This window comes from Paenibacillus sp. FSL H8-0260, assembly GCF_045040625.1.
Lineage (GTDB): Bacteria > Bacillota > Bacilli > Paenibacillales > Paenibacillaceae > Paenibacillus_AQ > Paenibacillus_AQ odorifer.
Map to the genome: position 1 here is coordinate 6,493,188 of NZ_CP150298.1, position 14,266 is coordinate 6,507,453.

The 14,266-nt window shown below is 47.0% G+C and carries 11 protein-coding genes; 1 reads left to right on the top strand and 10 read right to left on the bottom strand.

Going from position 1 to position 14,266, the window contains the following annotated elements; translation table 11 throughout:
* Window positions 1-77: 77 nt before the first annotated feature.
* The 10 genes from MHI51_RS28890 to MHI51_RS28935 form a co-directional block, all read right to left on the bottom strand.
* The gene (locus MHI51_RS28890) at window positions 78-1,877 is read right to left on the bottom strand and encodes a DEAD/DEAH box helicase (RefSeq protein WP_081383618.1); all 1,800 of its coding nucleotides are present in this window, start codon (window positions 1,875-1,877) and stop codon (window positions 78-80) included.
* A 390-nt stretch (window positions 1,878-2,267) separates the two neighbouring features.
* Entirely contained in the window at window positions 2,268-3,935 is a 1,668-nt protein-coding gene (locus MHI51_RS28895; RefSeq protein WP_076219506.1) for an AarF/ABC1/UbiB kinase family protein, read from the bottom strand.
* The gene (locus tag MHI51_RS28900; RefSeq protein ID WP_036681962.1) at window positions 3,936-4,283 is read right to left on the bottom strand and encodes a phasin family protein; all 348 of its coding nucleotides are present in this window, start codon (window positions 4,281-4,283) and stop codon (window positions 3,936-3,938) included.
* A 98-nt stretch (window positions 4,284-4,381) separates the two neighbouring features.
* The gene (locus MHI51_RS28905; RefSeq protein ID WP_076123974.1) at window positions 4,382-5,020 is read right to left on the bottom strand and encodes a ThuA domain-containing protein; all 639 of its coding nucleotides are present in this window, start codon (window positions 5,018-5,020) and stop codon (window positions 4,382-4,384) included.
* Between the two features lie 205 nt (window positions 5,021-5,225).
* On the bottom strand, window positions 5,226-6,038 hold the full coding sequence (locus MHI51_RS28910) for a uroporphyrinogen-III synthase (protein ID WP_076123976.1): 813 nt from the start codon (window positions 6,036-6,038) through the stop codon (window positions 5,226-5,228).
* A gap of 103 nt (window positions 6,039-6,141) precedes the next feature.
* A complete protein-coding gene (locus tag MHI51_RS28915) occupies window positions 6,142-8,145 on the bottom strand; it encodes a methyl-accepting chemotaxis protein (RefSeq protein WP_405173430.1) in 2,004 nt (667 codons plus the stop codon).
* 229 nt (window positions 8,146-8,374) lie between these two features.
* Complete coding sequence (locus tag MHI51_RS28920; RefSeq protein WP_076123979.1) at window positions 8,375-8,770, bottom strand: Fur family transcriptional regulator; 396 nt, start codon at window positions 8,768-8,770, stop codon at window positions 8,375-8,377.
* 91 nt (window positions 8,771-8,861) lie between these two features.
* The gene (locus tag MHI51_RS28925; protein ID WP_076191747.1) at window positions 8,862-9,959 is read right to left on the bottom strand and encodes a Ger(x)C family spore germination protein; all 1,098 of its coding nucleotides are present in this window, start codon (window positions 9,957-9,959) and stop codon (window positions 8,862-8,864) included.
* A complete protein-coding gene (locus tag MHI51_RS28930) occupies window positions 9,956-11,056 on the bottom strand; it encodes a GerAB/ArcD/ProY family transporter (protein ID WP_076276240.1) in 1,101 nt (366 codons plus the stop codon). The genes MHI51_RS28925 and MHI51_RS28930 overlap by 4 nt, the downstream gene beginning before the upstream one ends.
* Window positions 11,056-12,414 carry a spore germination protein gene (locus MHI51_RS28935; RefSeq protein WP_076219509.1) on the bottom strand — a complete coding sequence of 453 codons (1,359 nt, stop codon included), beginning with the start codon at window positions 12,412-12,414 and terminating at the stop codon, window positions 11,056-11,058. The genes MHI51_RS28930 and MHI51_RS28935 overlap by 1 nt, the downstream gene beginning before the upstream one ends.
* 159 nt (window positions 12,415-12,573) lie before the next feature.
* Between MHI51_RS28935 and MHI51_RS28940 the strand changes: the two genes are divergently transcribed.
* Window positions 12,574-14,121 (top strand): FAD-dependent oxidoreductase, encoded by a 1,548-nt coding sequence (locus MHI51_RS28940; protein WP_342410260.1) that lies wholly within the window; start codon window positions 12,574-12,576, stop codon window positions 14,119-14,121.
* The last annotated feature ends 145 nt before the right edge of the window (window positions 14,122-14,266 follow it).

A 14,266-nucleotide genomic window follows, 5' to 3' on the forward strand; every position in this document is an offset into this window, starting at 1 on the left:
AAAGGTTACCATAGGTCATTAGCTTCAGCGCTAACTACCCTATGGTAACAAGTTTCATCTATAAAACTCTACTAACTTTATCTGGAAGTGCCGCGACCGCCGCTTTTAAAGCCACCGGATCCATTGCTACGGCCACCGCGTGAAGATCCGCCGCCGCTGTTGCGGCCGCCTTTGCCAGCAGCGCCACCCTTGGCACCGGCGTATCCGCCTTTGCTGCCTTTACCACCTTTGCCGCCTCTAGACGGGCCTGCACCGTAGCCGCTGCCTAAGCCGCCACGTGGAGTGCCTCCAGTGTAGGCACCGCCGTCCGCACCTCTAGCTACGTTCTCACTGTAGCCAGTGCTTGGTCCGCCCTTCCGGTTCGCACCGCGCGAACCGGCACTAGGCGTTGCCGCGTTACCGCTGGCAGACGCTTCGCCTCGGGAGGCGAAGGCGCCATAGCCGCCGCCTACTCGCACTACGCCGGCAGCCTTGCCGCCGCCCTTAGGAGCAGCAGCGTCATAGCCGCTGCCGCCACGCTTGCCCGCCGCCGCATCGGAACGACCGCGGCGACCTTCTGCAGGCGCGCCCCAGCCGCCTGCTTCTTTACCGCGGCCACGGCCACCTTGCCGCGCTCCGCCTTCGCCGCGCGGAGCTCCTCCGCGGCCAGAGCCGCCGGTCTTCGGCCCGCGGCCCGTGCGCGCTGCTTCAGCGCCGCCGCTTTGGCGACCGCCGTGGCGTCCGCCGCCTTGCACAGGGATGAATTCGCCAACGCCGAATTCATCCTTCTCGTAACGGCGGCGATCCAGCCGCTGCGAGATGCCATGCTCGATCAAATCCAGACCCTCTTGATCACGTGGAGATACGAAAGTAATCGCAAGCCCTTTACCTCCAGCACGGCCAGTCCGGCCGATCCGGTGAATATAGCTATCCACATCAAGCGGCATATCATAGTTAAAGATGTGAGTGATACCTTCAACATCCAGACCCCGAGCTGCTACGTCTGTCGCTACAAGCAGCTGCAGCTTCGCATCACGGAATCTTTTCATCACGCCTTCACGTTTACCTTGGGACAAATCACCGTGCAGCTCGTCACATTCATAACCGGCTGCTTGCAGCGCTTCGTTCAGATTGGATACCCGCCGTTTCGTCCGGCAGAAAATAATTGCCAAGTAAGGACGATCCCGTTCAATGAGGGATTTGAGCGCTTCTTCTTTATTACGGTCCGAGCATTCCACTACTTGCTGTTTGATATTATCCAGCGGAATCGGAGAACCACTCTTAATGATGATATCCAGTGGCTCTTTCATGTAATTAGCAGCGAGACGTTTAATCGGATCAGGCATTGTCGCGGAGAACAACATAGTCTGACGGCGATAAGGCACAGCCGTAATGATAGTCTCAACATCCTCCAAGAAGCCCATGTGCAGCATTTGATCGGCTTCGTCCAGAACGAGCATTTTTACACCGCTAAGATCCAGCGTTTCCCGGCGCATATGATCCAAAAGTCTGCCCGGTGTACCGATGATAAGATGTCTGCCGCCTTCCAGTTTGCGCAGTTGCTTCTCTACATCCTGACCCCCGTAAACCGCCAATATTTTGATATCCGTATGACGCGCCAGCTTGCGTGCCTCTTCTGTAATCTGCAAAGCCAGCTCACGTGTTGGAGCCATAATCAGCGCCTGAGGATAAGCCCGCTCCGTATGGATCTTGTCCATAATTGGCAGCAAAAAGGCCAAAGTCTTCCCTGTACCTGTCTTCGCTCTAGCTATTACGTCCAATCCCTGCACCAATGGCGGAATGGCTTCCTGTTGCACTGGCGTAGGTTTAACAATGCCTTGACTTTGAAGCAATGTACACAGTAATTCTGAAACTCCTAAATCTTTAAATCCCGGCAAATTCTCCACCTCACTATTTTCTCGGTTTAATTTGATTACATCTCTTTCTTAACTTCCGTCTTCAAAAGCCCTGTATGAGGCAGCCTGCATAGGCTGTCCTGTTCTGGGGCATATGCTTCAGATTCAGCTATATTCAAACAAAAGCGGAAGAACACCGTCACCGGCATCCTTCCGTCCCATGTATCCCTTGACCCGTTAAAAGAGTGCGGTCAAAGTTCGGTTTCTGGGCAGCAGCGATCCACCGGACGTTAAGACGGCACTCCATTTGCGTTCCATTCCACTTTATACAATAGAAGTAAAGTTAAGCTTAGAAAGTTATCTTTTATATTGTACTTGATAGAAAGGCATTTGTGTGAAACTGCTGAAGAATAATTATTCAAATCCCTTAAGCTAGAACCTTCCCGATTTAAAAATCGCATAGATCAGCCACAAGAACATCAGAAGTGCCACTACGCTGCCAACCTCCACTGTAGGGAAATTCCATAACACTGAGGGCTGTCCACGCATCGCAGTACCAATAATGAGTCCTGTCATGATGATGCTAAACGCGAGCATCACAATACTGAAAGCTAAACGGTTACCTACCCGGTCCAGCTTACGCTCCAGATTCTGCATCTCAGGTGCCACAATCTCCACCTTTATCTTCCCCTTACTGATCAGCGCGGATAACTGCTTTGCCTGCCCAGGAAGCTCCAGCAGACTCTCTGTTAAGTCTGCTACGCCTCCCAGGAACTTACGCTGCAATCGACTGCCGCTAAAGCGCTGCTTCACAAGTTCCCGCCCAAAGGGTTCCGCCATCTCCAAAATACTGATGGTTGGATCTAAGTTGCTGATGACTCCCTCCAGCGTGAGCATTGTCTTCCCTAACATCGTCAAATCCGGCGGCAGCACTAGACGGTGTTTTCGCGCTATGCCGAACAGATCATTCAGGGCTTTGCCTATACTCATTTTGCTAAATGGAACATCATAATATTCATCCCGCAGCCGATCCATATCATCATGCAGCGCACTTCGATCAGCATCCTCGGGAATGACTCCAAGACGCAAAATTGCCCGGACCATTGCATCCGTATTTTTGCGCATCAGAGCGATAATAAGTGCAGACAGCTGCTCCTTCATCTCCTCATTCAGCCGACCCATCATGCCAAAATCAATCAAAGCCAGCTTTCCATCACCCATCCGTATAACATTGCCCGGATGAGGATCAGCATGGAAAAAACCATGAATGAAGATTTGTCTAAGCATCATCTCCACAAGTTGCTGAGCAATGGCTTTAAGCTTAACGCCTTTACTCAGCAACTCATCGCGACGACTCAGTGTTGTCCCTACCACATATTCCATCGTCAGCACTCGTGTTGACGTATAGTCCCAATAGATATCCGGGATGTACACTCCCTCATAATCCATCTGCTGATCGATTTTCTCTGCATTACGCCCCTCTTGGCTGTAATCCAGCTCGCCAAGCAGCGATTTCGAGAACTCCTCTACCATACGGCACAGCTGATATTGCCTCGCCCAAGCGAGCCGCTTTTCAGCAAGCGTGCTTAAATCTTTGAGAATTTCCAAATCCCTGCTCATCGTTCGCAGAATACCAGGACGTTGAACTTTAACAGCTACGACTTGTCCACTGTGGAGCACAGCCCTATGCACCTGACCGATGGATGCCGCAGCAAGTGGCGTATCCTCAAAAGAATTAAAGATTTCATCCATATGCTGGTCCAGTTCCTGCTCAATGATCGCGCGCACGCGGTCGACAGGAAAAGGAGGCACATTATCCTGTAGTTTTACCAATTCCTGAATAATAGAATCAGGCAGCAGATCTGAACGGGTACTGGCGAGTTGTCCCAGCTTAATAAAGGTTGGACCCAAATCCTCCAGCACCAGCCGAATCCGCTCCCCGAGCGTAAGGCTTGCGTGTGCTTCCTGCGTTACAAGACGACGTGGAAGGGATAGTAAGTGATAGAGCCCCAGCTCTTCCACCATATAGCCAAAACCATGGCGCATAAGCGCCATGGCAATTGCCCGGTAACGTCCGGCATGTCTAATGCGTACAGCCATTTAGTCCGAACGCGTTTCCGCCGATGTTCCCTCTAGATGGGAAATTCCCTCTAGCTCGGCCAACCGGCGCTCCAATACTGCAATTCGCCCTTCCAGCTCGGCAATATCGTTTTGTACAGGCACATTCATTTCCTTCAGCACGCGTTGTACTTGCTCTTGTACAGCAGATTTGAACATGCCTCGTTCTTCCTCACCACGTTCAATTAGCCGATCGACGAGAGCCCTAGATTCCGAAGGAGCAAGCTCCCCGCGTTTCACTAGTTCTTCAACAACCTTCTCTACTTTTTCCTTACTGACAATGGTGAGGCCCACTCCTAAAGAGATCGCTTTTTTAAACAAATCACTCATGGCACTTTCCTCCCAAAGATTCCGTTTCATTACATAACGGAGTTTATGATTAAAGTATACCCCACTGTGTACGTATTTCAAAAAAAACACAACATTGCTTAGTTAGTGACCGGAATACGGGCAGCCCAAGTAGCCGCCTGTAGAATTAGTTTACGTAGTGCCGGATGACGGAAGGAGGGTTCATGATGACCAGGCATAAGGAATACTACTCGTCCTAAACCATAGCTATGGCACCATGCAGCTGGAATCCATTGCCCCTCAGATTCATATTGAAGTAGAATAGTCCGTTCTGTGAACGGGTCAAATTCAAAATGATAGGGCTCCTCATCCAATTGGAAATCTTCCACACCTTCGGTGATGTCATGCTCTAGCACTTTGAAGTTCAGGGGTTCGTAAGCTGTGTGTCCGTTAAATCGACCCCCGATTAGCTGTGCAAGCTCGTTACGTTTCGTCAGCGAAGCTCCCGTATGAAGAACAATGAGTCCGCCTCCTCCACTTACATAGCTAAGCAAACCAGCCGTTTGTTGAGGGGAGACTGTTTCGTTCCACAATTCATTGTAAGCAATACATAGGTCATAACTTGCTAAATGCTCAATGCGCATTAATTTTTTATTTTCTGAACATTGCACGGTTAATAAATCATTTAAGATCTCACTAATTTGTTGGTCCACTCCTTGAAGTGGATGAAACCGGGGATGGGTGTAATCACCAAGTAATAGACATTTTCTCTTGTCCATGGGATCCTCCTCCTTATTCGTTGTTATTATTCGTCACATGTTGCCTATATTCTAAGGAAAACTGCCGCGAATGTCCATGCAGATGGCAGGTATATTGCTCTTTGGGCTTATTTTTCCGGGTAAAAAAGCATCCCCGGCCATGATAACAGGCGGGAATGCTTCTGTGCGAAAACGTCATTCGTGTAAAGCTGACGCAACTTGTGACTTAGCGATTCGCCGCCACATATTTGCCTAGCTCTACAATCATGCTTCCCATCCGTTCATGCTCAGGCATAATGATACGCTGTACGCCCTCTTCTTTAAGCGCCTCAGAGGTAATCCGTCCTACAGAAACAGCAAGCACTTTATCCTCGAAAGACTTCAGCATTTCTTCCAGCTTTCCCTGTTCCCGGGCAAATTGACAGAGGAAACGAAACTGTGGTGCACTTGTAAAAGCCACGGCATCAATTTTGCCTGATATGATTTCTAGAAGCAATCTTTCCAGTTCGCCCGGCTCAGGTGGGGTATGGCGATACGGCAGCACTTGGCGGGTAGTAGCCCCAGCCTCCTGCAGCCATGCAAGCATATGAGGAGCTGGATCGCCGTGCAGCTGAAGAACGACTTCTTTCCCCTGCAAATTCAGGGATTGAAGCCCACGAATCAATCCGATTGTACTTCCGTCGTCGTCACGAACCTCCGGCGTAAGTCCTCTTTTTTTCAAAGCATTCACTGTCTTATAACCCCGTGCGGCAATAATAGAACCAGAAAGTACTTCTAAGAAACGTTCTTCGATCCCCATTCGCTCAGCCATATCGAAGAGAGCATCAAGTCCCATCCCTGTAGTCAGGATCGCCAAGTAGGGAGGCTGATTGATCCATGCATTCAAACCTTCCTGCAAGGCCTCGTCATCAAGAAATACAGTCCCTTGAGCAGGCCGGCCTACTGCCGTCCCCCCCATATTCTGAACCAGCTTGGCCATTTCTTCCGATTTGCGCGGACCCGCCAAGGCGACAGTGATCCCTTTTAATTGCTCTGCCATTTCCTATTATCTCTCCTCTCTCCATTGCCTAACCTAACATTATTGTTTATCAGTATACTTGCAAAGGAGTTCAAAAGGGAAGATAAAAAGCACGGTTCTCCTATCAGAAATCATTCTTATTACCAGAAGCGTTTATCTTAAAGCGGCTCGCCAGCTTCTGCAGTTCTTCTGCAAGATGGCTAAGGTCGGTAGACGAGGATGCCATCTCCTCTACAGAAGCAAGCTGCTCTTGTGCGGCAGTTGCGATAGTTTCCGTATTCACAGCCGCCTCTTCCGATATGCCGCGAATTTCCCCAATAGCCTTCTCCATATCATTAGATTCCACCAATAAAGTCTGCACAACCCCACCCATGGCTTCAATCTTCTCCGCGGCACTCTTTACTGCTCTTCGGATACGGGAGAAAGAACGTCCGGAAGTATCCACAGCCTCAATACCTTCGGATACGCGCTGTCTGGTGTCTTCCATCGTATGAGTTACCAGCAGCATTTCACTATTAATAGCGGTAATCTGTTCGGCAATCAAATGTGCGGATCTCTCTGATTCCTCTGCCAGCTTACGCACCTCGGCAGCAACCACCGCAAATCCACGCCCTTGTTCCCCGGCTCTGGCTGCCTCAATGGAAGCATTGAGGGCCAGCAGGTTGGTCTGGCGGGCAATCCCGGTGATGACACCAACAATGCCCTCAATTTGACTGGTTCTTTCATTCAGCTTGTCAATTACACTGCCCAGCTCTCCGACCGTTTCATGGATACCATTGATTTTGTCCACCACGCTGATAACCGAATCATTGCCTTCTGATGCTGAGAGTGAAGTCTTGTCCATCATTGTGGATACTTGCTCCATATATGTGGAAATCTGCTCGACCTCGCTAGCTGTAGCGGCAGTGCTCTCCATTCCTTTTCGTACACTAACCACCTGTCGCTCCGTCCCTGCCGCTACGTCCTGAATCGCTATGGTCACCTGCTCAATCGTTTGGGCAGTCTGATCCGCACTAGCCGTCAGTTCTTCCGCTGAGGAGGAGACATTGCTTGTCATCTCCTGCACGCCAATGATCATCTCGCGCAAGCTGATAACCATTAATTGAAAATTCTCTGCCAGCAGCCCTATTTCATCTTTACGGAAAACACCCATGTCTTCCGACAGATCACCTTTGGCTATCACCGCAGTTGCTTTCCGCAGCCGGAAAAGCGGTCTCAAAATCGATTGAATATTAAAATAGATCACAACCAGCGCAACCAGAACGGAAACTACAATAACAAGCAGAGCTGTATCGCGGATTCCACTAGTTGCTGAGTTAACCTCGTCAATGCTGATCGTACCTCCGATTCTCCAACCCGTCAGTTCATTGACCATAAAGGTCATCTTTTTGGACGTATCCTTGAAGACATAATCGAAGACCCCTTGTTCTTTATCGAACATTTTCTTAACAAAATCATCAGACGATTCCTGCCCGATAGCTTCTGTAGGATGAACTAGAAACTTCTTGCTGTTATCAACGATGAGGATATAACCTTCCTTGCCTACCTTAATTGAGGTCAGCTCTGCTAATGTAGACAGGTTAAGATTCATTGTGATCACCCCATCACCGCCCTTAAGAACCGTCGATATCGCAATCGCGGTTTCCTTATTTACGGTTTGAAAAGCCGGAGAAATCACTGCCCCTTTTCCTTGCTTCAGAGAATTAATATAGGCGCTTTCCTGCCTTGGATCATAACCCTCTGGCAGCTTAGCATCTAAAGCATGAATAGCCTTGCCACTGCTTGTACCCACATAAATGTCCAGTACATCGGGATGCAGCGCTACATATTCCTTCAATCTGGCTTTTACAGCAGAGGAAGTTCCCCCAGATCCCTCACTGTTGATCCCCTCAGATGAAAACTCCGCGGCAAAATAAGAAATCGCATCTATTTTGGATTGAATATTAGAGTTAATGATTTCATTTACGGCCAACACACTTTCGGTAGCATTGTTCACCAGTTGATCTTCCACTTCCTGGCTGGCAGCTTGATAGGTTCGCCAGCCTATTATAATACTGGGCAGCAGCAGTATTATTAGGTATGTAAGAATTAACTTGGTACGGATAGTCATACCCGCATTTTTTTTCATAGACGTCATCATCTCTCTCTCATCTGAGTCTTAGGCAAGGATACATTTACCAGACTTAATATATAATTTAAAATCTGTTTTAGGAACCGATTTTCCTCCTATCTTTCTTTGTTTTTCTCATTTTTTTTGAGAATTGTCATATAAATGCAACAAAAAAGGCCGCCTCAATGAAAGCGGTCTCTCCGGATATACATATTATTACCGCAGCACAGGCTCCGGCACCTCTATCCTAATTATTCTTTTTGTTCTTACAGTTTGGGCAGACGCCCCCGAATACTACATGAGCATGACCAATGGTATAACCGGTATCCTTGGCCACTGTATTCATCCATTCACGCGGAACTTGATTCATAACCTCATCCACTGCTCCACAAACTTCACAAATGATATGCTGGTGATCATCCATACGTGCGTCATATCTGCTGGCAGCTTCACCAAGCTTAAGCTCACGAATCATTTGTTTATCTGAAAGATAACGCAGAGAGTTATATACCGTACCGTATGCTAAGCTATGTCCCTGCTCTACTAGCCGATTCATTACTTCCGCAGCAGTAGGATGGTCATGTGAATTAAGGACGATATCGTAAACGGCTTGACGTTGGGAGGTCAAATTTAGACTTTTCATTCCTATCATCCTCTAACTTATTTTTAGATCAAGTATAAATCTTGTGAATGGGAACGTCAATCCCATTTTTATCCACATGTTACTTTACAAGCTACCTAATCATTCCTGAATATTTAATGTTTACATCAGCCTTCACTTGGAAATCAAGTTTAGAATAGAGCTCCTTCCACACTTTCATTTCCGTATCGTTATTAAAATGCCTTGCTCCATAATGCAGCCCCCAACCCAAGGGATCTAAGCCACTGGCTTGTATTTTGGTCAGCAATGCTAAGATATCCGCTTCCAATTCCTTTTCCCCGGCTTCCTGGATCTTCTTCAACATGTGATGTGTCACCAGATCTGGGCTACTACTCTCTTCGAGAATACCTTTTATCTTAATATGATAACGAATAGTAGCTTTCCCATGCTCTGGTGTTACAATTTTATAGTGCGAGGATGACCTCTCTGTGTAATATTGAAACATAATTCCCTCGGAATGGGCGGGTAAGTTAGTCCGCAGATTCGGGCGTGACAGCAGATTATATAGCCGGGTCTCATTTGGCGTAAGAACCATTTTGATTTTCTCATTATTCAGCAGAGCAATTTTATCAATTAAAAACTCCTTATCCCCTTTGGCCTCAATAATCGGCAGGATTGGATCAATCCCCTCCTCAAAGATATTTCTCATCAGCTGAAAGGAATACACACTAGAAATAAATGGAGACTCTGTGCCTTGTCCACTCATAGCCAGAATAAGAGAATTCGATGGGATCCGCTCCGATTCGGGTCTTACCTTCAGCACTTGAAGTGCTTCCGGACGCCCTATTGCAAAATTGACAATAAGCTGGATATCTCTACGTCGCACAGCCCAATCCATAACATGGAGAATATCTTCACGGGCAACCCCTTCCCCCAAAACAATTGATTTACAATGGGAGTAATCAAGCTCCTTTTCCACTCTGGATTTCATTCTACGAAGGGCTTCCGAAATGCTTGGAGACTCCTCAGTCAAGATTTGCATCTTCTCATCAATCTTAGTAACATCCCCCTGAGGGATGGCAAGCTTCAAGCTAATCTTAAAATTCCCTGCTTCTGTACCTTGGTCAACGCCGATCGCTAACACGAAAATCCGCAAATCAATCTCCTTGAAGTCACAACCGGGAAGAAGAAGGAGCAAGGTAATTCCAATTCCAGCAAGTACTCTTCTCATAGCTTCCCCCTCCTAGCTTTGCGATAACAATAAAACAACAGAGCGATGATGAACATCTCACCAAACCAGCGAATTTGCAGAAACCAGGCACCAAACATATTAAGTTGATACTGATCCTGCCCCATTAAGGACAGAACCATCGCACTAAACAAGCCTAGGATCCCCCACTCTTTCCAGCGCTCTGCTTTTGGGGACTGTTTTTTTGCAGATGAAAGAGCACCTTTAAAAAGCTCTAAACCTCCATGCCAATGAACGATTACACTCACCAGAGATAAACTTAAATAGGCAAAATAAAAAATAAACAGCATCCGTTCAATAATAAAGGATTCCATCCGAATACTGTCGGCCGTCGAGAACCATGTATACACATGCCTATCAATAGCAACGGTTCCGAAATAGCCGATGGGAACTAAAAAAGTCAAGAGTAATACGAAAAGACCCTCCACCCCTAAAATCCAGACATGCTTCAGCTTCAGCCCATGAAATACCCGATTAAATATGGCCAGGTTTAAGTAACCGCTAAACGAAAAGGTAGCCGCCGCAAGGCTCATTAGGTCCGGCTTATGCCAGAAGTATGTAGTGACCTGCAGAACAGAATCCCAATTAAAGTCCGGATTGGTCAATGCTTTTACGAGGCCATAAATAATTAAAGGTAAGGATACGCTGAGAATGATTTCAAGCCCATACAAGAGTGATAGAGAATCGAAGCGACAGCAGATGCAGACCAAGACTAAAAAACTGATCACAACCGTATAAGGACTCGAATCCGGACTGATAAACCGCAGCGTAATATCTACAAAAGAAAGCAATGTAACTCCCCCGGCCACACACCATAAGCCAGCAAAAAGGACCAGTAAGATTCTGGATAACTTCTTAGGAAGCAAAGAGTAAAATATTTCCGGGAACCCCTTGCCGGGGAATTTAGCAATCAGTACAGTAAATATATAGACAAACAAAGTGCCCAAAATCGTTCCGATTAGTATGGACATCAAAGCGCCACCAAAACGTCTGTCTATAAGTTCCCTTGGAACAAAATTAATGATGTTGATCAGGCTGTTCATCAGAAAAAGACAGTAGAAATAACGGCTTTTGGCCATCAATGCTCTCCACCCTTCTTCTTGCCGAGATTATCGAGAAAAAACAATCTGAAATAAGGTTGTCCAAAGGTACGCTGTTTGCATAAATACATTGCGAATCCCACGACACAGACTACTACCCCAACCAATCCTAAAAAAGCTGCGGCAATTAGAAAAATATACTTCAGCACTCGTATGGACAAGCTCATCATATTCAGCGGAATTAGAAAATTAGATATCGCAACAGCAGAAACCAATATGATCATGATATTTCCTACAAGTCCTGCTGCCGTCGCTGCCTGCCCCAAGATAAGCCCCCCTACCGTCGTGGCCGTTGGACCAATTGCCTTGGGGAGCCGTAAGCTCGCCTCAGTCAGAAACTCCATCATCATGAGCATTAAAAGCACTTCCACAAAAGAAGGATAAGGCACAGTCGCACGACTGCCCGCAATAAGCAAGGCAATCTGCACACGAATAATCTCTGGGTTATACGAGGTGAGTGTTACATAGAGCGCAGGCAGCCACAACGTCATGCACACACCGATAATCCGAAGCAGCTTTAGGAATCGCCCCACGATAGGAAATTGTATTTTATCATCCATGGATGTAAAGAAATCATTAAAAATAGAAGGCAGCACTATCGCATAACCGGTTGTATCCAGCACTATCGCTACTTTTCCTTCAGACAAATTAAACACCACTCTATCCGGTCTTTCGGTGATGATGGACTTAGGGAGTATTCTTAATTTGTCACTGCTTATAAACTTCTCAAGCTCTCCTGTAGCCTGCAAAATATCAACCTTTAGCGTTCCCATCTTCTCCCTTAATTCTTTTAAAACGTTATGGTCAACACGACTGTCATCGTATAAAATAGCTATCTTTGTTTTAGAGACATCGCCGATGACCATGGTCTCCATTTTGAGATTAGTCGATTTATAACGCCGCCGAATCATGTTCAAATTAATCGCTATATCCTCTGTCAGTGCATCTGACGGCCCCTGTGAAATACTTTCGGCAGACGTTTCACTAACACCGCTGCTCTCCGTACTCATAGCATCGAAGAAATATATCATATCTTTTATACCCAGAAGCACATAACCACTGAGCAAAAGGTCGATCGCCTTCTCTCTCGTAGTCGCCTCTTCAGTGCCCGGATAAGTCATAATGTAATCCTGATAAGCGCTAATACTCTCCATTTCATAAAACGGCGCAATCACGTGGCGGCTGAGTGTCTGCGCATCTGTAACACTTTTGATATATAGCAGGTTGATTTGCCCAAAAGGGGCAACGCTTGTTTTATCGATTAAATCCGCGAACCCGTTCAGCTGATCTTTGATCCATTCCAGAGAAATATTGTCCTTATCCTGTTGAACTGACATGGAACATCATCCCTCCTATTTATCCTTTACGTCCCAGTTTCCACCTTATTTTGGCACTGTTTCTCTGAATTCATGCACAGCACGATGGAATGGGAAGTTTCTTTTCACAGGACTGTGGTAATAAATGAGATGAAGATTGTAAAGATGGAGGGATAATAGATGGACCCAAACCGTAAGATAACGCAAAGTCTTCCACAATTTCCGGAATCATTATGGAGAGATACCACGGATTTACCGGCTTTTCCAAAGCTGGCTGAAGATATTTCTACAGATGTGGCAGTGGTAGGCGGTGGAATTACAGGCATTACAACAGCCTATCTCCTCAGCAACGCAGGCTACAAAGTCACACTCTTGGAAGCCGGGGAAATTCTGAGTGGCACTACGGGTTTTACCAGTGCAAAAATCTCAGCACAGCACGGGTTAATCTATCATCATTTGATAAAGCATTTTGGGCAGGAGCAAGCCCGGCTCTATTATCGCTCGAATAGCGAGGCTATGAATTGGATCCAGAATACGGCTGAGGAACTTGAAGTATCCTGCGGCATGAAACATGAGGCGGCTTTTCTGTACGCGGATGCTGAAGATCATAAAACGCTTAAACAACTGGAGGAAGAGTATAAAGCCTATGAACAATTGGGTCTGCCCGGAGAATGGCTAGATAACGTCTCTATCCCTCTGATGGCGAGTGGTGCCATTAAATTACCAGAACAAGCCCGCTTTCACCCGCTGCAATATCTGAAGGGGCTACTGAAGGTCATTCAGGATAAAGGTGGCGTAATCTATGAGCATACGATGATGGCGGATAAGGTGGAGAAGAACGATAAGCTTACGCTTTTTACTGAAAAGGACGAGCATCGGATCACCTGCCGCTACGCCGTTTCAGCTTCTCATTTCCCATTCTACGATGGAGGAGCACTATATTTCTCGCGGCTGCATGCTGAACGTTCCTACTGTCTGGCGATCCAGCCTGAAACGGATTTTGAGGGTGGAATGTATCTAAGTGCAAGCGAACCCACCCGTTCTCTTCGTGCAGTAGAGTGGGAAGGCAGGAATCTGGTCATTGTCGGGGGAGACAACCATAAGACAGGCCAGGGCATCTGTACGATAGGACATTATGAGAATTTGGAGCTTTTCGCAGGAAATCTGCTCGGCATCAAAACAATCCCTTACCGCTGGGCAGCACAGGATTTAATCACCCTAGACAGAGTGCCCTACATCGGTAAAATTTCTGACAACGAAGAGATTTATATCGCCACAGGTTTTGGAAAATGGGGCATGACAAGCGGTACGCTGGCCGCACAGATCATCTCGGATCAGATTCAGCGCAAAGATAATCCATATACCGAACTGTATGATCCGTCCCGCTTCAAAGCTGGCACCAGCCTAAAAAACTTCATCGTGCAAAATGCCAATGTGGCAAAAGAGCTCGTGGCGGGCAAAGTGGAAATCGTCCATAAAAAGACAACTGATTTGGAAGCTGACGAAGGAGCCGTTGTGTTCCATGATGGCAAACGTGTGGGAGCTTATAAGGATACAGAAGGTAAACTTCATCTGGTGGATAGAACCTGTACCCATATGGGCTGTGAATGCGAATGGAACAACGGGGATCGTTCTTGGGATTGCCCTTGCCATGGTTCCCGCTTCTCTTACGATGGCGAGGTTTTAGAGGGCCCAGCTTCGGTACCGCTGACGAAACTCCATGAATAATACCTTTTCATGAAAAGGCAGTTCGGCTTCATGAAAATTTGCAGACCATTTTCTAAGGGGCGATTGTAATTGCCCTACAGCATTCAGGTATAATAAGACTTGAATGAAGCAGCTGCTTCAAAAAAGTTTGAAGGAGAGTGACGAT

Bases quoted from the DNA above. Each gene is read 5' to 3' on its own strand.
- MHI51_RS28895 (WP_076219506.1), bottom strand. From the start codon at position 3,935: ATGGCTGTACGCATTAGACATGCCGGACGTTACCGGGCAATTGCCATG.
- MHI51_RS28900 (WP_036681962.1), bottom strand. From the start codon at position 4,283: ATGAGTGATTTGTTTAAAAAAGCGATCTCTTTAGGAGTGGGCCTCACC.
- MHI51_RS28905 (WP_076123974.1), bottom strand. From the start codon at position 5,020: ATGGACAAGAGAAAATGTCTATTACTTGGTGATTACACCCATCCCCGG.
- MHI51_RS28910 (WP_076123976.1), bottom strand. From the start codon at position 6,038: ATGGCAGAGCAATTAAAAGGGATCACTGTCGCCTTGGCGGGTCCGCGC.
- MHI51_RS28915 (WP_405173430.1), bottom strand. From the start codon at position 8,145: ATGAAAAAAAATGCGGGTATGACTATCCGTACCAAGTTAATTCTTACA.
- MHI51_RS28920 (WP_076123979.1), bottom strand. From the start codon at position 8,770: ATGAAAAGTCTAAATTTGACCTCCCAACGTCAAGCCGTTTACGATATC.
- MHI51_RS28925 (WP_076191747.1), bottom strand. From the start codon at position 9,959: ATGAGAAGAGTACTTGCTGGAATTGGAATTACCTTGCTCCTTCTTCTT.
- MHI51_RS28930 (WP_076276240.1), bottom strand. From the start codon at position 11,056: ATGGCCAAAAGCCGTTATTTCTACTGTCTTTTTCTGATGAACAGCCTG.
- MHI51_RS28935 (WP_076219509.1), bottom strand. From the start codon at position 12,414: ATGTCAGTTCAACAGGATAAGGACAATATTTCTCTGGAATGGATCAAA.
- MHI51_RS28940 (WP_342410260.1), top strand. From the start codon at position 12,574: ATGGACCCAAACCGTAAGATAACGCAAAGTCTTCCACAATTTCCGGAA.